Raw genomic sequence first — 19,916 nt, forward strand, 5'->3', positions numbered from 1 at the left:
GCGCCGAGGCGCGGCCGCAGCTTGCGTTGGCGCGGCCGCCTGCGGTGCGACATCGACCATCACTTCCTCCCCCGATCTTCTTTGTTGTTGTTGCTTGCGCGCGGGCCTTACGCCTCGCGGATGTAATTCCCTGCCTCGAATTCGACCGGCCTCGTGTCGGCGTCGAACGACACCCCGATCGGGTCGCGGCCGGTGGCCATGGCCTCGAGCTGGTCAGCGAGCATCCGGCGGATCATCAGGATGCCGCGGTCGCTCTGGCCAAAATGCTCTTCGGAATGGATCGTCACCGCTCCCTGGCCGACCTGGGCCTCGTAGTCGCCGGGAAATTGCTGGTGCTCGGCCTCGGTCATGTCCCACCAGAACTTGCCGTTGAACTTCGAGCGCATCCGCCCGATATCGCCCGCGTTCTTGACCCGGCCGGCGACGTAGATGCGGAACGAGGTGTCGTCGATCGGCAAGGTCCAGCCGATCGATTCGACGCGCGCGAACTGCGCGACGCGCGGATTGGGCACGACGCGGAGTGTGGGGAGGGCGGCCTCGGTGACGCGATAGAACACCTTGCCGTCGTCCTGCCTGCGGATCGAACGCACCGTGATGCCGCGCGGCGACATCTCGAACTTCACGTCGGGCATCGAGGCCATCATGTTGGTGAACTGCGGCCCTGAGAACGAGCCGTGCAGCACCGGCACATGGTAGGGGTCGGCGACGTTCTCGAAATGCTGCAGCCAGTTGCAGGGGATCACGGCAGGGCCGCCGCCGCCGATCGAGGAATCGTCGGCCTCGACGAACTCGCCGTCGTCCATGTTTTCCAGGCACTCGTAGCGCGGCAGCACCGGCCTTTTCTCGGCCGGCCCCATATAGGCGAAGATCAGGCCGTAGCGTTCCTGCACCGGATACCAGGGCTGGCGCACCTTGTCCTTGAACAGGCCGCCGTCGGGCTCGCAGGGTTGTTCGAGGCAGCGGCCCTCGGTGTCGAATTTCCAGCCGTGATAGCAGCAGCGGATACCGTCTTCCTCGACCTTGCCGTAATAGAGCGTGGTGCCGCGGTGGCAGCAGCGCGCATGTAGCAGGCCGGCCCGGCCATGCCGGTCGCGGAACAGGATCAGGTCTTCGCCAAGTGCGCGGACTTTTCTGGGGATATCGGAGGCGTCACCGGTGAGGCCGACCGGGTGCCAATACCGGCGCAACAGCTCGCCCATCGGCGTGCCGCGGCCGACCGAGGTGAGCTCGGTCCGGGTGCTCGACGGCTTCATCGCATAGGCCGTGCCGAGATCGCGGTCCCGGTGGGTGATCGTCATGTTGTCCTCCCCGCCGCTGGTCGGGGGCCGGCGGCTGATCTATCGTTGACCAAGTCAACGATAGATAGATGACAATGTCAACGATATCGTTGAGCTTGGCAGCGCGCGGCTTTGTTGGCAGAGGTTGGTGATGACCGAGAAGCTCAGGACTGAGAGGGCCTTGCCGCCGGAGGCCGTTGTCGATTCCGAACTGGCGCCGATCACCGCGATGATGTCGTCGCGGCTGATGGTGCTGGCGAACCTGCTCAGGCGCGGCGCGATGCTGCGCTACAAGCGCCTGACCGGCCTGTCCTCGGTCGAGTTCGGTCTGGTCGCCTCGCTCGGTCGGCGGCCGCCGATGAGTGTGGTGCGGCTTGCCCAGGCCGTCGGCATGGACAAGGGGCAGATCAGCCGGGCGCTCGCCGAGCTCGTGGCGCGCAAGCTGGTGGCGAAGGCGGCCAATCCGCGCGACAACCGGGAGACCCTGGTCTCTCTCACCAAGGCCGGCCTGGCAGCCCATGATGCCATCGTGGCCGGCGCGCAGGAGCGAAACCGGCACCTGCTGGAACAGCTTGCGCCGGGGGATCTTGAGCTGCTGCTCGGACACATCGATCGGCTCACCCTGACCGCCGCCGAGATGCTCGCTGCCGAGCGGGGGCTGGGCTGATATGGGGAGAGCGCAGGGCACCGGATGGCCGCCGCGGCGTTGCCCATGGAGGCAAGCGCATCCGCCTGATGAGGCCAAGAGCCCGCGGGAAGGACGGTAAAAGCGTCAAAATAGCTTGTCTTGCGCCCCCTGTTGCGCTGCGCTAAAGCCTCAAGAACAATTCCAATCAACGAATCTGCGGCATGTCCGAAACCGCAGCAAGAAGGCCTCGCCGATGACCGGCATCCTGCAGAATTATCTCCCACTTGTGGTCTTTATCGGAGTCGCGAGCCTGATCGGTCTGGCACTCCTGATCGCGCCGTTCCTGGTCGCGTTCCAATCGCCGGACCCGGAAAAGCTGTCCGCCTATGAATGCGGATTCAACGCTTTTGACGACGCCCGCATGAAGTTCGACGTCCGGTTCTATCTGGTGGCGATCCTCTTCATCATCTTCGACCTCGAAGTGGCGTTCCTGTTCCCCTGGGCCGTGGCGTTCGGAAAGCTCGGCGCCACCGGGTTCTGGTCGATGATGGTGTTCCTGGCCGTGCTGACGGTCGGATTTGCGTATGAATGGAAGAAAGGCGCGCTCGAATGGGATTGAGCCCCACCGCCGCAACCTCCCAGCCGGCGATTGCCAAATCTGAGATCGCCATGGCTCCGAGGGGTATCCTTGATCCGTCGACCGGTAAGCCGGTCGGCGCCAATGATCCGTTTTTCCTCGAGGTCAATCACGAGCTGTCCGACAAGGGCTTCTTCGTCGCTGCAGCCGATGACCTCATCACCTGGGCGCGCACCGGCTCCCTGATGTGGATGACCTTCGGTCTCGCCTGCTGTGCGGTCGAGATGATGCAGGTCTCGATGCCGCGCTATGACGTCGAACGCTTCGGCTTCGCACCGCGCGCCTCGCCGCGGCAGTCCGACGTGATGATCGTTGCGGGCACCCTGACCAACAAGATGGCGCCCGCGCTGCGCAAGGTCTACGACCAGATGCCGGAGCCGCGCTACGTGATCTCGATGGGCTCCTGCGCCAATGGCGGCGGCTACTATCACTACTCCTATTCGGTGGTGCGTGGCTGCGATCGCATCGTGCCGATCGACATCTACGTGCCCGGCTGCCCGCCCACGGCGGAAGCGCTGCTCTACGGTGTGCTGCTGCTGCAGAAGAAGATCCGCCGTATCGGCACTATTGAACGCTAAGGTTTCAGGTATGGACGACGGCAAGCTCGACGCCCTTGGGCAGACGATCGTGAGCGCGCTTCCGGGCGCGGCCACGGCGCACTCGGTCGCGTTCAATCAGCTCACTATCGACGTCGAGATTGGCAGAATCGTGGAGGTCGCCAGGTTTCTGCGTGACGATCCCGGCTGCCGTTTCGTCAACGTCACCGACGTGACCGCGGTCGACTATCCGAGCCGCGAGAAGCGCTTCGACGTCGTCTACCATCTGCTGTCGCCGACGCTGAACGCGCGCGTCCGTTTGCGCGGGCAGGCCGACGAGACCACGCAGGTGCCGTCGATCATCGGCGTCTTCCCGGGCGCCGACTGGTTCGAGCGCGAGACCTACGACCTCTATGGCGTGATCTTCACCGGCCATCCCGACATGCGCCGCCTGCTGACGGACTACGGCTTCGACGGCCATCCGCTGCGCAAGGATTTCCCGCTCACCGGCTTCGTCGAGGTCCGCTACGACGACCAGGAGAAGCGGGTGCTGTATGAGCCGGTCCGGCTCAACCAGGAATTCCGCAAGTTCGATTTCCTTTCGCCCTGGGAAGGCGCGGACTATCCGCTGCCCGGCGATGAGAAGGTCAAGGCGGAGCCGAAGCCATGAATGAACAACCGCAAAACCTTCGTAACTTCACCATCAACTTTGGGCCGCAGCATCCGGCGGCGCACGGCGTGCTTCGTCTTGTGTTGGAGCTTGACGGCGAAGTCGTCGAACGCGTCGATCCGCATATCGGCCTGCTTCACCGCGGCACCGAGAAGCTGATCGAGCACAAGACCTATCTGCAGGCGATTCCCTATTTCGACCGGCTCGACTATGTCGCGCCGATGAACCAGGAGCATGCGTTCTGCCTCGCGGCGGAAAAGCTGCTCGGCATTACGGTGCCGCGCCGCGGCCAGTTGATCCGCGTGCTCTATTGCGAGATCGGCCGCATCCTGTCGCATCTGCTCAACGTCACCACCCAGGCGATGGACGTCGGCGCGCTGACCCCGCCGCTATGGGGCTTCGAAGAGCGCGAGAAGCTGATGGTGTTCTATGAGCGCGCCTCGGGCTCGCGCATGCACGCGGCGTTCTTCCGCGTCGGCGGCGTGCATCAGGACCTGCCGCCGAAGCTGATCGACGACATCGAGGCGTGGTGCGATCCGTTCCTCAAGGTCGTCGACGACCTCGATCGGCTGCTCACCGGCAACCGCATCTTCAAGCAGCGCAACGTCGATATCGGCGTGGTGCCGCTCAAGGAAGCCTGGGAGTGGGGCTTCTCCGGCGTGATGGTGCGCGGCTCGGGCGCGGCCTGGGACCTGCGCAAGTCGCAGCCCTACGAGTGCTACGCCGAGATGGATTTCGACATTCCGATCGGAAAGAACGGCGACTGCTACGACCGCTATCTGATCCGCATGGAAGAGATGCGCCAGTCGGTGCGCATCATGAAGCAGTGCATCCAGAAGCTCAAGGCACCCGACGGGCAGGGCCCGGTCGTGGTCGAGGACAACAAGATCGCGCCGCCGCGCCGCGGTGAGATGAAGCGCTCGATGGAAGCGCTGATCCATCACTTCAAGCTCTACACCGAAGGCGTGCACGTGCCGGCCGGCGAAATCTATGCCGCGGTCGAGGCGCCGAAGGGCGAGTTCGGCGTCTACCTCGTCGCCGACGGCTCCAACAAGCCCTACAAGTGCAAGATCCGCGCGCCGGGCTTCGCCCATCTGCAGGCGATGGATCACATCTGCAGGGGCCATCTGCTGGCCGACGTTTCCGCCATCCTGGGCTCGCTGGACATCGTGTTCGGCGAAGTCGACCGGTGACGATGTCCGCATCCGAACCGCGCGCAATGAGAGTTTGATCGATGTCTGTCCGCCGCCTTGCCCCGAAGGAATTGCAGCCCGCGAGCTTCACGTTCACGGACGAGAATCTTGCCTGGGCCAAGAAGCAGATCGAGAAATATCCGCCGGGACGGCAGGCTTCGGCCGCGATCGCGATCCTGTGGCGCGTGCAGGAGCAGCATGACGGCTGGGTCTCGGAAGCCGCGATCCGCGCTGTCGCCGACCTGCTCGAGATGCCGCATATCCGCATGCTTGAGATCGCGACGTTCTACACCATGTTCCAGCTCTCGCCGGTCGGCAAGAAGGCGCATGTGCAGGTGTGCGGCACCACGCCGTGCCGGCTGCGCGGCGCCGCCGACCTGATCGAGGTCTGCCAGCACCGCATCCATCACGATCCCTTCCAGCTGTCGAAGGACGGCAACTTCTCCTGGGAAGAAGTCGAGTGCTTAGGGGCCTGCGTGAACGCGCCGATGGTGCTGATCTGGAAGGACACCTATGAGGACCTGACCAAGGAAAGCTTCGGCAAGGTGCTCGACGGCTTTGCCGCCGGCAATCCGCCGAAGCCGGGCCCGCAGGTCGACCGTCAGTTCTCGGCGCCCGCGGGCGGGCCGACGACGCTGAAGGAAACCACCTGATGCGGAGCTTTCAGGTGCTAGCAGATGAGACGGGAAGGGGCGCTGCGATGAAGGCCTGGCGCACGATCGCCCTGCATACCGTTGTCGCGGCGGGCTTCATGTTCCTGCTGCAACGCTACGGCCTGAGCGCCACGCTGGAATCCAGCCTGTTGTGGGCCATCGTGTTCGGCGGCTGCGCTGCCGGGCTCGCTTATTCGCAAGCCAATCGGTGATGTTCGGAAAGTTTTGAGCATGCTCGACGACAAGGACCGCATCTTCAAGAACCTCTACGGCCTGCATGATTGGGGCCTCGAGGGCGCGCGCCGCAGAGGCGCCTGGGATGGCACCAAGGGGATCATCGACAAGGGTCGCGACTGGATCATCAACGAGATGAAGGCGTCGGGTCTGCGCGGCCGCGGCGGCGCCGGCTTCCCGACCGGCATGAAGTGGTCCTTCATGCCGAAGGAATCCAAGGACGGCCGTCCGAGCTATCTCGTCGTCAACGCCGACGAGTCGGAGCCCGGCACCTGCAAGGACCGCGAGATCATGCGGCACGATCCGCATCTTTTGGTCGAGGGCTGCCTGCTCGCGAGCTTCGCGATGGGCGCGCATGCCTGCTACGTCTATATCCGCGGCGAGTTCATCCGCGAACGCGAGCGGCTGCAGGCGGCGATCGACCAGGCCTATGAGGCCAAGCTGGTCGGCAAGGACAATATCAACGGCTGGCCGTTCGACATCTTTGTCGCGCATGGCGCCGGCGCCTATATCTGCGGCGAGGAGACCGCGCTGCTCGAGAGCCTTGAGGGCAAGAAGGGGCAGCCGCGGCTGAAGCCGCCGTTCCCGGCCAATGTCGGCCTCTATGGCTGCCCGACCACCGTCAACAACGTCGAGTCGATCGCGGTCGCACCGGACATCCTGCGCCGCGGCGCCGCCTGGTTCGCCGGCATCGGCCGGCCGAACAATGTCGGCACCAAGCTGTTCTGCATCTCCGGCCACGTCGAGCGGCCCTGCAACGTCGAAGAGGCGATGGGGATTCCGTTCCGCGAGCTGATCGAGAAGCATTGCGGCGGCATCCGCGGCGGCTGGGGCAATCTGAAGGCCGTGATCCCCGGCGGTTCGTCGGTGCGCATGGTGCCGGCCGAGCAGATCATCGACACGCCGATGGATTTCGACAGCCTGAGCAAGCTGCGCTCGGGCCTCGGCACCGCGGCGGTGATCGTGATGGACAAGTCGACCGACCTGATCCGGGCGATCGCGCGCATCTCCTATTTCTACAAGCATGAGAGCTGCGGCCAGTGCACGCCGTGCCGCGAGGGCACGGGGTGGATGTGGCGCGTCCTGACCCGGATGGCCGACGGCCGTGCCCACAAGCGCGAGATCGACATGCTGCTCGAGGTTACCAAGCAGGTCGAGGGTCACACCATCTGCGCGCTCGGCGACGCCGCGGCATGGCCGATCCAGGGCCTGATCGCGCATTTCCGTCACGAGATCGAAGAGCGCATCGACCAATATTCGCACAAGGCCGATCTCGACGACCAGGGCATTCGCGATCCCATGCACATGGTAGCCGCGGAGTAATGTTGGTGATGACGCAACAGGCCGCATGGTGGCAGAAGTACGGGACGCTTGCGCAGATGGCGCAGGCGACCGTGGCGCTGCTCGGCTTTGTTGCAATCCTGCTGCAGATCAACGAAATCCGTACCTCGAACCGTGCTTCCAGCGCGCGTTCGGCGTTTCTCGGCTACACCGATCTCGCATTCCAGAATCCGAAATTCGCTCAGCCGGACTACGAGACCATCAAGGCCGCCGGTCGCGAAGAGCGGTCCCAATATGAGAGTTTTGTCTCGTATTTCCTCTATGCCTGCGAGGAGACCTTTGCCGCCTTCGCGGATAAGCGCGAATGGCAGGCATCGTGTGACTACGACCTGAAACCGCATCTGCCGTTCCTCTGCGAGAAGAACCAGGCGCAGCCTGCCTATCTCGCGACCTACGGCGCCGACACCCAGCAATGGGTGAAGACCTCATTGAAAACCGCGAGCGTCGCACCGCCCGACTGCAAGCTCGGAAAGACTTGAGACAGACATGAGCAAGATCATCGTCGATGGCAAAGAGATCGATGTGCCGCCGGAGTACACGCTGCTGCAGGCATGCGAGGCGGCCGGCGCAGAGATTCCGCGCTTCTGCTATCACGAGCGGCTGTCGATCGCCGGCAATTGCCGGATGTGCCTGGTCGAGGTGAAGGGCGGCCCGAAGCCGGTCGCGAGCTGCGCCTGGGCCGTGCGCGACTGCCGTCCGGGCCCGAAGGGCGAGCCGCCGGAGATCTCGACCCGCTCGCCGATGGTGAAGAAGGCGCGGGAAGGCGTGATGGAGTTCCTGCTGATCAACCATCCGCTCGACTGCCCGATCTGCGACCAGGGCGGCGAGTGCGACCTGCAGGACCAGGCGATGGGCTACGGCGTCGACACCAGCCGTTTCGCCGAGAACAAGCGCGCGGTCGAGGACAAGTATCTCGGCGCGCTGGTCAAGACCTCGATGAACCGCTGCATCCAGTGCACGCGCTGCGTCCGCTTCTCCGCCGAAGTCTGCGGCGCGCCGGAAATGGGCGCGACCGGCCGCGGCGAGGACATGGAGATCACCACCTATCTGGAGCAGGCGCTGAGCTCGGAGCTGCAAGGCAACCTGGTCGACATCTGCCCGGTCGGCGCTCTGACCTCGAAGCCTTACGCCTTCGCGGCGCGGCCCTGGGAGCTCGGCAAGACCCAGTCGGTCGACGTCATGGACGGCGTGGGATCTGCGATCCGCGTCGACACCCGCGGCCGCGAGGTGATGCGCATCCTGCCGCGCATCAACGAGGCGGTGAACGAGGAGTGGATCTCCGACAAGACCCGCCACATCGTCGACGGCCTGCGTACGCAGCGCCTCGACCGGCCCTATGTGCGCGAGAACGGCCAGCTCCGGCCGGCGACCTGGCAGGAAGCCTTCGCCGCCATTGCCGCCAAGGCCAGCCGCAGCGACGGCAAGCGGATCGGCGCGATCGCCGGCGATCTGGCCGCGGTCGACGAAATGTATGCGCTGAAGGAAATGCTCGCGAAGTTCGGCTCGGTCAATCTCGCCGTGCAGGGCGGCGATGCGTTCGACGCCAAGGCCGGCCGCGGCTCCTACATCTTCAATCCGACCATTGCCGGCATCGACCAGGCCGACGCGATCCTGATCATCGGCTCGCATCCGCGCAAGGAAGCCGCCGTGCTGAACGCGCGGATCCGCAAGCGCTGGCGCACCGGCGGCCTCAAGGTCGGCATGATCGGCGCCAAGGCCGATTTCACCTATGACCACGACTATCTCGGCGCGGGCACCGATACGCTGGCCGATCTCGCGGCGGGCAAGCACTCCTTTGCCGACGTCTTGAAGAAGGCGCAGCACCCAATCATCCTGGTCGGCGCCGGCGCCTACACCAGGCATGACGGGGCGGCCGTGCTGGCGCAGGCCGCCAAGCTCGCAGTCGACGTCGGCGCGCTGAAGGACGGCTGGAACGGCTTTGCAGTGTTGCAGGATACCGCCTCGCGCGCCGGCGCGCTCGATATCGGCTTCTCGCCGGCGGCTGGTGGCCTGACCTCAGCGCAGATGACGACCTTCGGCACGCTCGACGTGCTGTTCCTGCTTGGCGCCGACGAGATCAAGGTGCCGGACGGCACCTTCGTGGTCTATATCGGCACCCATGGCGACCAGGGCGCGCATCGCGCCGACGTCATCCTGCCGGGCGCGGCCTATACCGAGAAGTCCGGCATCTACGTCAACACCGAAGGCCGGGCGCAGATCGCCAACCGCGCCGCATTCCCGCCGGGCGAGGCCCGCGAGGACTGGGCGATCATCCGCGCGCTGTCCGACGTGCTCGGCAAGAAGCTGCCGTTCGACTCGCTGCAGGCGCTGCGTCAGGCTATGTTCAAGGCCTACCCGCATCTGATGCGGCTCGACCAGATCGAGGCCGGCAAGCCCGACGACGTCAAGGCGCTGGCAGGCAAGGGCGGCAGCGTCGACAAGGCGGCATTCAAGCCGACCGTCGAGGACTTCTATCTGACCAACCCGATCGCGCGGGCCTCTGCCGTGATGGCGGAGTGCTCGCGGCTGGCGTCGGGCCGAATGCTGACGGCAGCGGAGTGAGCGTGACCTGATGGCTGAATTCTTCGCAAGCTCGTTCTGGACCGGCTTCCTCTGGCCGCTGATCATCATGGTCGCGGAGAGCCTGTTGCTGCTGGTCGTGCTCCTGATCGCGATCGCCTACATTCTGCTCGCCGACCGCAAGATCTGGGCGGCGGTGCAGATCCGCCGCGGCCCCAACGTGGTCGGGCCGTTCGGATTGCTGCAATCCTTCGCCGACCTCCTGAAATTCGTGCTGAAGGAGCCGGTGATTCCGTCCGGCTCCAACAAGGGCGTGTTCCTGCTGGCGCCGCTGGTGTCGTGCATCCTGGCGCTGGCCGCCTGGGCGGTGATCCCGTTCGATCTCGGCTGGGTGATCTCCGACATCAATGTCGGCGTTCTCTACATCTTCGCGATCTCGTCGCTGTCGATCTACGGCATCATCATGGCCGGCTGGTCGTCGAACTCGAAGTATCCGTTCCTGGCCGCCCTGCGCTCGGCGGCGCAGATGGTGTCCTACGAGGTCTCGATCGGCTTCGTCATCATCACCGTGCTGCTCTGCGTCGGCTCGCTGAACCTGTCGGCTGTGGTCGAGGCGCAGAACACCCGCGGGCTTGCGCACCTGATCGGCCTGCCGCAGCTCACCATCCTGAACTGGTATGTGTGGCCGCTGTTCCCGATGTTCGTGGTGTTCTACGTCTCGGCGCTCGCGGAAACCAATCGTCCGCCGTTCGACCTGGTCGAAGCCGAATCCGAGCTGGTCGCCGGCTTCATGACCGAATACGGCTCGACCCCGTATCTTTTGTTCATGCTCGGCGAGTATGTCGCGATCACCACGATGTGCGCGCTGGCGTCGATTCTGTTCCTGGGCGGCTGGCTGCCGCCGGTCAATCTGCCGCCGTTCACCTGGATTCCGGGCATCGTCTGGTTCGCCCTGAAGGTGTTCTTCATGTTCTTCATGTTCGCGATGGCGAAGGCGATCGTGCCGCGCTACCGCTACGATCAACTGATGCGGCTCGGCTGGAAGGTGTTCCTGCCGCTGTCGCTGGCGATGGTGGTGATCGTGGCCGGCGTGCTGCAGTTCGCCGGCATCGCGCCGAAGTGAGGCCGTCATGAGTGTCAATGTCAACGCAACAGCCCGCTCGCTTCTGCTGTCGGAATTCGTCTCGGCGTTCTTCCTGGCGATGCGCTATTTCTTCCAGCCGAAGCCGACGCTGAACTATCCCTTCGAGAAGGGCCCGATCTCGCCGCGCTTCCGCGGCGAGCACGCGCTGCGCCGCTATCCGAACGGCGAGGAACGCTGCATCGCCTGCAAGCTGTGCGAGGCGATCTGCCCGGCGCAGGCGATCACGATCGAGGCCGGCCCGCGCCGCAACGACGGCACCCGCCGCACGGTGCGTTACGACATCGACATGGTGAAGTGCATCTATTGCGGCCTGTGCCAGGAGGCATGCCCGGTGGACGCCATCGTCGAGGGACCGAATTTCGAATTCGCGACCGAGACCCGCGAGGAACTGTACTATGACAAGGCCAAGCTGCTCGCCAATGGCGACCGCTGGGAGCGCGAGATCGCGAAGTCGATCGCGCTCGACGCGCCGTACCGGTGAGGTGAGGGCATGATCCTTCCGGCGCTGTTCTTCTACCTGTTTGCTGCGGCCTGCGTGGCCTCGGCGGTCATGGTGATTGTCTCGCGCAATCCCGTGCACTCCGTGCTGTTCCTGATCCTGGCCTTCGTCAACGCGGCCGGGCTGTTCATCCTGATGGGCGCCGAGTTCCTCGGGATGATGCTGATCGTGGTCTATGTCGGCGCGGTCGCGGTGCTGTTCCTGTTCGTGATCATGATGCTCGACGTCGACTTCGTCGAGCTGCGCGAGGGCTTCATCCAGTATCTGCCGATTGGCATCGTGATCGGCGGCATCTTCATGTTCGAGCTGCTGCTCGTCGTCGGCGCCTGGGTGATCAACCCGGCCGTGACCAAGACGATCACCGCGGCGATCCCGACCAATGTCAGCAACACCGAGGCGCTCGGCCTCGTGCTCTATACGAAGTACATCCATTACTTCCAGCTCGCCGGCATGGTGCTGCTGGTCGCGATGATCGGCGCCATCGTGCTGACGCTGCGCCACAAGGCCAAGGTCAAGCGGCAGAACATCAACGTGCAGAACGCGCGCACGCCCGAGATGGCGATGGCGATGCGCAAGGTGGCGTCGGGGCAGGGCCTGCAGGATGCCGACGCGGCGGAGTGGGTGAAATGACGATCGGGCTCGGACACTATCTCGCGGTCGCCGCGATCCTGTTCACGCTCGGGATCCTCGGCATCTTCCTCAACCGCAAGAACATCATCGTCATCCTGATGTCGATCGAGTTGATCCTGCTGTCGGTCAACATCAACCTTGTGGCGTTCTCGACCTTCCTCGGCGACATCGTCGGCCAGGTGTTCGCGCTCTTGGTGCTGACAGTGGCCGCCGCCGAGGCTGCGATCGGTCTCGCCGTGCTGGTGGTGTATTTCCGCAATCGCGGTTCGATCGCGGTTGAAGACGTCAATCTGATGAAGGGCTAGGCGCAGTTATGGTTCAGGCAATCGTATTCCTGCCTCTGCTGGGCGCCATCCTCGCAGGCATTATCTCGCTGGTCGGTGCCCATGCGCGCTGCCCGAGCGGCGATACCGTCGACCATCACGACGATGCGCATGGCGACGCCCATGCCTCCGCGGCCCATGACGATCACGGCCATGATGACCATGGCCATGACGATCACCATGTCTCCGAGCCGGCGGCCGCCGGCTCGCGCCTTGCCGAGCTGATCACCACGGGCCTCTTGTTCGTGTCGGCGGCGCTGTCGTGGTTCACGCTGGTCGATGTCGGCTTCATGCACCATGACGCGCGCGTCGTGCTGCTGCCCTGGATCAACTCGGGCGACCTGCAGGTGGCCTGGACGCTGCGGGTCGACACCCTGACCGCGGTGATGCTGGTCGTGGTCAACACGGTGTCGGCGCTCGTCCACCTCTACTCCATCGGCTACATGGACGAGGATCCGAACCGGCCGCGCTTCTTCGGCTATCTCTCGCTGTTCACCTTCGCGATGCTGATGCTGGTGACCTCCGACAACCTCGTGCAGCTGTTCTTCGGCTGGGAGGGCGTCGGCCTCGCGAGCTACCTCCTGATCGGCTTCTGGTACCAGAAGCCGTCGGCCAACGCCGCGGCGATCAAGGCCTTCGTGGTCAACCGCGTCGGCGACTTCGGCTTCGCGCTCGGCATCTTCGCGATCTTCGCACTGGTCGGCTCGACCGATTTCGAGACCATCTTCCATGCCGCGCCCGGGCTGACCGGCAAGACCATCAACTTCTTCGGCTGGCAGGCCGACGCGCTGACCTTGACCTGCCTGTTGCTGTTCATGGGCGCGATGGGCAAGTCGGCCCAGTTCCTGCTGCACACCTGGTTGCCGGACGCGATGGAAGGCCCGACCCCGGTGTCGGCACTGATCCATGCCGCGACCATGGTCACCGCCGGCGTGTTCATGGTGGCGCGGCTGTCGCCGCTGTTCGAGCTGTCGCCGACCGCGCAGGCGGTGGTGATGTTCTTCGGCGCGACCACGGCGTTCTTCGCCGCCACGATCGGCCTCGTGCAGAACGACATCAAGCGCATCGTCGCGTATTCGACCTGTTCGCAGCTCGGCTACATGTTCGTGGCGATGGGAGCGGGGGCCTATTCGGTCGGCATGTTCCATCTGTTCACGCACGCCTTCTTCAAGGCGCTGCTGTTCTTGGGCTCCGGTTCGGTGATCTACGCGATGCATCACGAGCAGGACATCCGCAGCATGGGCGGCCTGTGGCGCAAGATTCCGTACACTTTCGCGGTGATGTGCATCGGCACCCTGGCGCTGACCGGCTTCCCGCTGTTCGCCGGCTACTTCTCCAAGGACGCGATCATCGAGGCGGCCTATGCGGCGCATAATCCGTTCGCGACCTACGCCTATCTCTTGACCATCGTGGCCGCCGGCCTGACCTCGTTCTACTCCTGGCGTCTGATCTTCAAGACGTTCTTCGGCGAGCCGCACGACCAGAAGCACTACGAGGCGGCGCATGAGAGCCCGGTCTGGATGCTGGTGCCGATCGGCGTGCTCGCCGCCGGCTCGATCCTCGCCGGCCTGCCGTTCAAGGAGCTGTTCGTCAACCCGCACGGCGTGGAAGAGTTCTTCCGCGAATCCGTGAAGATGAACCCGCACATCCTCGAGGACATGGAGCACATGCCGGGCTGGCTTGCGCCGCTGCCCACCGTGATGATGGCGCTCGGCCTGTTCATCTCGTATCTGTTCTACATCCGCAGGCCGTACCTACCGGTCGAGCTCGCGCAGCAGCAGCCGATGCTGTACCAGTTCCTGCTCAACAAATGGTACTTCGACGAGCTGTACGACTGGATCTTCGTGCGCCCGGCGAAGTGGCTCGGCTACACGCTGTGGAAGAAGGGCGACGGCTTCATCATCGACGGCTTCGGTCCCGATGGCGTCTCCGCCCGCGTGCTCGACGTCACCCGCAACGTCGTGAAATTGCAGACCGGCTACCTCTATCACTACGCATTCGCGATGCTGATCGGGGCCGCCGGATTGATCACCTGGTTCATGTTCGGCTTGGGAGGCCAGTAAATGACAACCTGGCCCATCCTTTCGGTCACGACCTTCCTGCCGGCGGTCGGTGCGATCCTGGTCTATCTGCTGGCGCGGGGCGGTGACGAGACCGCGAGCCGCACGGCGCGCTGGATCGCGCTGTGGACCACGCTGATCACCTTCGCGATCTCGCTGATCCTGGTGGCGCGCTTCGATCCGGCCTCGACCGACTTCCAGTTCGTCGAGAAGGCGTCCTGGCTCGCCACCGGCATCACCTATCACATGGGCGTCGACGGCATCTCGCTGCCGCTGATCATCCTGACCACCGCGATCATGCCGCTCTGCATCATCGCGAGCTGGAAGTCGGTGACGCAGCGGGTCGGCGAATACATGATGGCGTTCCTGATCCTGGAAACGCTGATGGTCGGCACCTTCTCGGCGCTCGACCTCGTGCTGTTCTATTTGTTCTTCGAGGGCGGCCTGATCCCGATGTTCCTGATCATCGGCGTCTGGGGCGGCCCGCGCCGGGTCTATGCGTCGTTCAAGTTCTTCCTCTACACCTTCCTCGGCTCGGTCCTGATGCTGCTCGCCATCATGGCGCTGTACTGGAACGCCGGCACGACCGACATCCCGACCCTGATGCACACCGCGGTGCCGCGGTCGATGCAGACCTGGGCATGGCTGGCCTTCTTCGCCTCGTTCGCGGTGAAGATGCCGATGTGGCCGGTGCACACCTGGCTGCCCGACGCGCACGTCGAGGCGCCGACGGCGGGCTCGGTGATCCTGGCCGCGATCCTGCTGAAGATGGGCGGCTACGGCTTCCTGCGCTTCTCGCTGCCGATGTTCCCGCTGGCCTCGCACGACTTCGCGCCGTTCGTGTTCGTGCTGTCGGTCATCGCCATCATCTACACCTCGCTGGTGGCGATGATGCAGGAGGACATGAAGAAGCTGATCGCGTATTCGTCCGTCGCGCATATGGGCTTCGTCACCATGGGCATCTTCGCGGTGACGACGCAGGGCGTCGCCGGCGGCATGTTCCAGATGGTCTCGCACGGCATCGTCTCCGGCGCGCTGTTCCTTTGCGTCGGCGTCGTCTACGACCGCATGCACACCCGCGAGATCGCGGCCTATGGCGGTCTCGTCAACCGGATGCCGCTCTACGCGCTGACCTTCATGGTCTTCACCATGGCCAATGTCGGTCTGCCGGGCACCAGCGGATTCGTCGGCGAGTTCATGACGCTGCTCGGCACCTTCAAGATCTCGCTGCCGACGGCGTTCTTCGCCACCACCGGCGTGATCCTGTCGGCCTGCTACGCGCTCTGGCTCTACCGCAAGGTGGTGTTCGGGGCGCTGGTCAAGCCGTCGCTGATGTCGATCAAGGATCTCACCTTCCGCGAATGCGTGACGCTGTTCCCGCTGATCGCACTGACCATCCTGTTCGGCGTCTATCCGAAGCCGGTGCTCGACATGTCGGCGGCCTCGGTGCAGCAGCTCGTCAACAATTACCAAACCGCCGTGACTGCCGTGAAGGCAGCCGCGCTGACCGTCCAGTAAGGCCCTCGTCATGAGCTTTTCCAGTGCAGGTTATCAGTTGCAGCCGGTGCTGCCGGAGCTGGTGCTCGCGGTCGGCGCCATGGTGCTGTTGATGATCGGAGCCTATCGCGGGCAGGGGACGACGCGGCTCGTCACGGCGCTGGCGATCTGTCTCCTGGTGCTGACCGGCGTGCTGGAACTCTGGCTGCCGGCCGGCAAGCTCGTGACCTTCGGCGGCAGCTTCATCGTCGATGATTTCGCCCGCTTCCTGAAGGTCCTCGCGCTGATCGCCTCGGCGGCAACCCTGATCCTGTCGACCGAGTACCTGTCCCAGCCGTCGAGCCGCAACTTCGAGTTCTCGATCCTGGTGCTGCTGTCGACGCTCGGCATGATGGTGCTGATATCGGCCGGGGATTTGATCTCGCTCTATCTCGGCCTCGAGCTGATGAGCCTTGCGCTCTACGTCGTCGCCGCCAGCCAGCGCGACAATGCCAAGTCGAGCGAGGCGGGCCTGAAGTATTTCGTGCTCGGGGCGCTGTCGTCGGGCATGCTGCTCTACGGCGCCTCGCTGATCTACGGCTTCACCGGCACCGTCAGCTTCGCCGGCATCGCGGCCGCCGCGACGACCGGCAGCATCGGCATCGTGTTCGGCCTGGTGTTCCTGCTCGCCGGCCTCTGCTTCAAGGTGTCGGCGGTGCCGTTCCACATGTGGACGCCCGACGTCTATGAGGGCGCGCCGACGCCGGTGACGGCGTTCTTCGCGTCCGCCCCGAAGGTCGCGGCGCTCGCGGTGTTCACCCGCGCGACGCTGACCGCGTTCCCGGGCATCGTCACCCAGTGGCAGCAGGTCCTGGTGTTCGTGGCGATCGCCTCGATGGCGCTGGGCTCATTCGCGGCGATCGGCCAGACCAACATCAAGCGGCTGATGGCCTATTCCTCGATCGGCCATATGGGCTTTGCGCTGGTCGGCCTCGCCTCCGGCACGGTCGAGGGCGCCCAGGGCGTCCTGATCTACATCACGATCTACGTCGCGATGACGCTCGGTTCCTTCAGCATCATCCTGGCGATGAAGCGCAACGGCCAGGCGCTGGAGCAGATCAGCGATTTCGCCGGGCTGTCCCGCACCAACCCGTTGCTCGCCTTCATCTTCGCGATGCTGCTGTTCTCGCTGGCCGGCGTGCCGCCGCTCGCCGGGTTCTTCGGCAAATGGTACGTGTTCGTCGCCGCGATCAAGGCCAATCTGTTTACGCTCGCCGTGATCGGCGTGCTGACCAGCGTGGTGGGTGCGTTCTACTATCTGTCGATCGTCAAGGTGATGTATTTCGACCAGCCGCTCGGCAAGCTCGACCCGGTCCGCGTCGAGCTGCGCACCGTGCTGGCGGTCGCCGGCATCTTCAATATCTTCTACTTCGCCTATCCGGGCCCGCTGGTGAGCGTGGCCACGGCGGCGGCCAAATCACTATTTTGACGCGTGCGGTTCCGAAATCGGGATGCTGGCTTTCGGAACCAATCATGCGCATAACGCTGACATGACCTTCACGCTCGGGCCCGGGGCCATAGCGGCGGGCTACCGGCTCGCCGCCTTCGATCAGATCGGCTCGACCAATGCCGAGGCGATGCTGCGCGCCCGCGGCGGCGAGCAGGGGCCGATGTGGTTCGTGACGCCCGAACAGACCGCGGGCCGCGGGCGGCGGCAGCGGGTCTGGGTCGCGCCGCGCGGCAATCTCGCCAGCACGATCCTTGAGGTGACGGACGTGCAGCCGGCAGTCGCCGCCACCCTCGGCTTTGCCGCCGGGCTGTCGCTCGAAGCCGCGCTGCGGAAGGTCAGCATCGAGGCGGCGCTGCGGCTCGGGCCGGACAGCCCGAGGTTCACCCTGAAATGGCCGAACGACGTGCTGGCCAACGGCAGGAAGCTCTCGGGCATCCTGCTTGAGGCCGAAGCCATCGGGAGCCGGCTGGCGGTCGTCGTCGGCATCGGCACCAATGTCGTCGCAGCACCAGAGGGGACGCCGACGCCGGCCGTATCGCTCGCGGCGCTCGGCATCCAGATCGGGGCGGAGGAGCTGTTTGCCGCGCTGTCGGACGCCTGGGTCGAGTTTCGCGGCATCTGGGACGACGGCCGCGGCTTCCCCGAGATCCGCAGGCTGTGGCTGGAGCGCGCTGCCGGGCTCGGCGAGAAGGTCGCGGTCCAGACCGGCTCGGCGACCCTTGAGGGCACGTTCGACACCATCGACGACACCGGCTGCCTGATCGTCCGCACCGCTGATGGCGAGCGCCTGTCCGTGACGGCGGGCGAGGTCTATTTCGGCACCGCAGCCTCGGTGAGGGCGAACTGATGGCGCGTCCGGACGAGCTCAGCTTTGCGCCGCTCGGCGGCGTCGGCGAGATCGGCATGAACCTGTCGATCTACGGCCTCGGCAACCGCCACCAGCGGTCCTTCCTCGCGGTCGATCTCGGCGTCTCCTTCGGCGACGAGGAGCATCTGCCGGGCATCGACCTGATCATGCCCGACGTCCGCTTCCTCGAGAAGGAGCGCAACAATCTGGTGGGCCTCGTGCTGACGCACGCCCATGAGGATCATTTCGGTGCCATCATCGATCTTTGGCCGAAGCTCGGCTGCAAGATCTACGCGACGCAATTCAGCGCGGCGCTGTTCGAGGCCAAATGCGCCGCCGAGCGCAACCCGCCAAAAATCCCGGTCACGGTGATCCCGTCGGGCGGGCGAGTCGATATCGGTCCGTTCAATGTCGAGTTCATCCCGGTCGCGCATTCGATTCCGGAATCGCACGCGCTGGCGATCAAGACCGATCTCGGCACCGTGCTGCATACCGGCGACTGGAAGATCGATCCGACCCCGATCATCGGCCAGCCGACCGACGAGCGGCGGCTGCGCGAGCTCGGCGATGAAGGCGTGCTGGCGCTGGTCGGCGATTCCACCAATGCGGTGCGCGACGGGCGCTCGCCGTCGGAGACCGAGGTCGCCGCCACAATCAAGAAGCTGGTCAAGGCGGCCAAGGGCCGGGTCGCGGTCACGACCTTCGCCTCCAATGTCGCCCGGGTGCGGGCGGTGGCGGACGCCGCCAACGCCGCCGACCGCGAGGTCGTCGTGGTCGGCCGTGCCATGGAGCGCGTGGTGCAGGTGGCGCGCGAATGCGGCTATCTCGATGGCTCGCATAAATTCCGCAGCGCCGACTATTACGGCCATTTCCCGGCCGACAAGGTGCTGGCGCTGTGCACCGGCAGCCAGGGCGAGCCGCGTGCGGCGCTGGCGCGGATCGCCAATGACGACCATCCGCAGGTCACCCTGAACAAGGGCGACACCGTGATCTTCTCCTCCCGCACCATTCCCGGCAACGAGAAGGCGGTCGGCTCGATCATCAACAACCTCGTCATGCAGGGCGTCGAGATCATCACCGACCGCGAGCATCTGGTGCACGTCTCCGGCCACCCGCGCCGCGACGAGCTGCGCGACATGATCTCCTGGGTGCGGCCGCAACTGCTGATCCCCGTCCATGGCGAGGCGCTGCATCTCGCCGAACACGCCAAGCTGGCGCGCGCCGCCGGCGTGCCCAAGGTCCTGACCTGCCGCAACGGCGACCTCGTCAAGCTCGGGCCCGGCGAGCCCGGCATCATCGGCGAGGTGCCGGCGGGGCGGCTCTACAAGGACGGAACCATCCTGGAGGACGCCAAGTCGCGCGCTGTGGTGGAGCGGCGGCGGATGGGCTTTGCCGGCTGCGCCTTCGTCGCCATCGCCATGACCGAGCAGGGCGAGCTCGTCGACGATCCCGAGGTTGATCTGGTCGGCATGCCGGAGAACAATGCGGCGGGCGAACTGCTCGACGACATCGTGTTCGATGTGGTGGTATCGACGATCGAGGGCCTGCCGAAGCCGCGGCGGCGCGATCCGGACGCGCTGGGGGAATCGGTGCGGCGCGCGGTGCGGGCGGCGCTGAACGAGCAATGGGGCAAGAAGCCGATCTGCGTCGTGCACGTTCTGACGGTTTGAGCCTAAGCATGATCCGGAAGAGTGTGAAGCGATTTTCCGAAAAGATCATGCTCAACTAAAGGGAGAGA

At 64.9% G+C, this 19,916-nt stretch carries 20 protein-coding genes; 19 read left to right on the top strand and 1 reads right to left on the bottom strand.

Annotated features, from left to right (window positions below; genetic code table 11):
- Nucleotides 1–107 precede the first annotated feature (107 nt).
- On the bottom strand, nt 108–1,298 hold the full coding sequence (locus tag J2R80_RS27300) for an aromatic ring-hydroxylating dioxygenase subunit alpha (protein ID WP_253639750.1): 1,191 nt from the start codon (nt 1,296–1,298) through the stop codon (nt 108–110).
- A gap of 130 nt (nt 1,299–1,428) precedes the next feature.
- Between J2R80_RS27300 and J2R80_RS27305 the strand changes: the two genes are divergently transcribed.
- The 19 genes from J2R80_RS27305 (at nt 1,429) to J2R80_RS27395 (ending at nt 19,848) form a co-directional block, all read left to right on the top strand.
- Entirely contained in the window at nt 1,429–1,944 is a 516-nt protein-coding gene (locus J2R80_RS27305) for a MarR family winged helix-turn-helix transcriptional regulator (RefSeq protein ID WP_253639751.1), read from the top strand.
- 214 nt (nt 1,945–2,158) lie between these two features.
- Nucleotides 2,159–2,524 (top strand): NADH-quinone oxidoreductase subunit A, encoded by a 366-nt coding sequence (locus J2R80_RS27310; RefSeq protein WP_018271860.1) that lies wholly within the window; start codon nt 2,159–2,161, stop codon nt 2,522–2,524.
- Nucleotides 2,525–2,574: 50 nt separating this feature from the next.
- Nucleotides 2,575–3,120 (top strand): NADH-quinone oxidoreductase subunit B family protein, encoded by a 546-nt coding sequence (locus J2R80_RS27315; RefSeq protein WP_176936700.1) that lies wholly within the window; start codon nt 2,575–2,577, stop codon nt 3,118–3,120.
- Nucleotides 3,121–3,130: 10 nt separating this feature from the next.
- Nucleotides 3,131–3,748, top strand: coding sequence for an NADH-quinone oxidoreductase subunit C (locus J2R80_RS27320; protein WP_253639752.1), 618 nt, complete (start codon nt 3,131–3,133; stop codon nt 3,746–3,748).
- Nucleotides 3,745–4,941: an NADH-quinone oxidoreductase subunit D gene (locus J2R80_RS27325; protein ID WP_076825356.1), complete on the top strand. Its 1,197-nt coding sequence runs from the start codon at nt 3,745–3,747 to the stop codon at nt 4,939–4,941. The genes J2R80_RS27320 and J2R80_RS27325 overlap by 4 nt, the downstream gene beginning before the upstream one ends.
- Before the next feature lie 41 nt (nt 4,942–4,982).
- Nucleotides 4,983–5,594: an NADH-quinone oxidoreductase subunit NuoE gene (gene nuoE, locus J2R80_RS27330; protein ID WP_029080758.1), complete on the top strand. Its 612-nt coding sequence runs from the start codon at nt 4,983–4,985 to the stop codon at nt 5,592–5,594.
- Nucleotides 5,594–5,806 (top strand): hypothetical protein, encoded by a 213-nt coding sequence (locus J2R80_RS27335; protein ID WP_035631350.1) that lies wholly within the window; start codon nt 5,594–5,596, stop codon nt 5,804–5,806. Before nuoE ends, J2R80_RS27335 begins: the two co-directional genes overlap by 1 nt.
- Before the next feature lie 19 nt (nt 5,807–5,825).
- Nucleotides 5,826–7,151 (top strand): NADH-quinone oxidoreductase subunit NuoF, encoded by a 1,326-nt coding sequence (nuoF, locus tag J2R80_RS27340; RefSeq protein ID WP_253639753.1) that lies wholly within the window; start codon nt 5,826–5,828, stop codon nt 7,149–7,151.
- 5 nt (nt 7,152–7,156) lie between these two features.
- Nucleotides 7,157–7,648 carry a hypothetical protein gene (locus J2R80_RS27345; protein WP_143270708.1) on the top strand — a complete coding sequence of 164 codons (492 nt, stop codon included), beginning with the start codon at nt 7,157–7,159 and terminating at the stop codon, nt 7,646–7,648.
- 7 nt (nt 7,649–7,655) lie between these two features.
- Nucleotides 7,656–9,731, top strand: a complete 2,076-nt coding sequence (gene nuoG / locus J2R80_RS27350; RefSeq protein WP_253639754.1) for an NADH-quinone oxidoreductase subunit NuoG — start codon at nt 7,656–7,658, stop codon at nt 9,729–9,731.
- A gap of 10 nt (nt 9,732–9,741) precedes the next feature.
- Nucleotides 9,742–10,812, top strand: a complete 1,071-nt coding sequence (nuoH, locus tag J2R80_RS27355; protein WP_018271855.1) for an NADH-quinone oxidoreductase subunit NuoH — start codon at nt 9,742–9,744, stop codon at nt 10,810–10,812.
- Between the two features lie 7 nt (nt 10,813–10,819).
- Nucleotides 10,820–11,314, top strand: a complete 495-nt coding sequence (nuoI, locus tag J2R80_RS27360) for an NADH-quinone oxidoreductase subunit NuoI (RefSeq protein ID WP_018271854.1) — start codon at nt 10,820–10,822, stop codon at nt 11,312–11,314.
- 9 nt (nt 11,315–11,323) lie between these two features.
- Nucleotides 11,324–11,962, top strand: a complete 639-nt coding sequence (locus J2R80_RS27365) for an NADH-quinone oxidoreductase subunit J (protein WP_028333975.1) — start codon at nt 11,324–11,326, stop codon at nt 11,960–11,962.
- Nucleotides 11,959–12,267: an NADH-quinone oxidoreductase subunit NuoK gene (gene nuoK, locus J2R80_RS27370; protein WP_016841823.1), complete on the top strand. Its 309-nt coding sequence runs from the start codon at nt 11,959–11,961 to the stop codon at nt 12,265–12,267. The genes J2R80_RS27365 and nuoK overlap by 4 nt, the downstream gene beginning before the upstream one ends.
- A gap of 8 nt (nt 12,268–12,275) precedes the next feature.
- Nucleotides 12,276–14,348, top strand: coding sequence for an NADH-quinone oxidoreductase subunit L (gene nuoL / locus J2R80_RS27375; protein WP_253639755.1), 2,073 nt, complete (start codon nt 12,276–12,278; stop codon nt 14,346–14,348).
- Nucleotides 14,349–15,863 (top strand): NADH-quinone oxidoreductase subunit M, encoded by a 1,515-nt coding sequence (locus J2R80_RS27380; RefSeq protein WP_016841819.1) that lies wholly within the window; start codon nt 14,349–14,351, stop codon nt 15,861–15,863.
- Nucleotides 15,864–15,873: 10 nt separating this feature from the next.
- The gene (nuoN, locus tag J2R80_RS27385) at nt 15,874–17,310 is read left to right on the top strand and encodes an NADH-quinone oxidoreductase subunit NuoN (protein WP_253639756.1); all 1,437 of its coding nucleotides are present in this window, start codon (nt 15,874–15,876) and stop codon (nt 17,308–17,310) included.
- Nucleotides 17,311–17,371: 61 nt separating this feature from the next.
- On the top strand, nt 17,372–18,178 hold the full coding sequence (locus J2R80_RS27390) for a biotin--[acetyl-CoA-carboxylase] ligase (RefSeq protein WP_229191417.1): 807 nt from the start codon (nt 17,372–17,374) through the stop codon (nt 18,176–18,178).
- Entirely contained in the window at nt 18,178–19,848 is a 1,671-nt protein-coding gene (locus tag J2R80_RS27395) for a ribonuclease J (RefSeq protein WP_253608460.1), read from the top strand. Before J2R80_RS27390 ends, J2R80_RS27395 begins: the two co-directional genes overlap by 1 nt.
- Nucleotides 19,849–19,916 lie beyond the last annotated feature (68 nt).

Origin of the sequence: Bradyrhizobium sp. USDA 4541 (assembly GCF_024171085.1) — a bacterium.
Lineage (GTDB): Bacteria > Pseudomonadota > Alphaproteobacteria > Rhizobiales > Xanthobacteraceae > Bradyrhizobium > Bradyrhizobium australafricanum.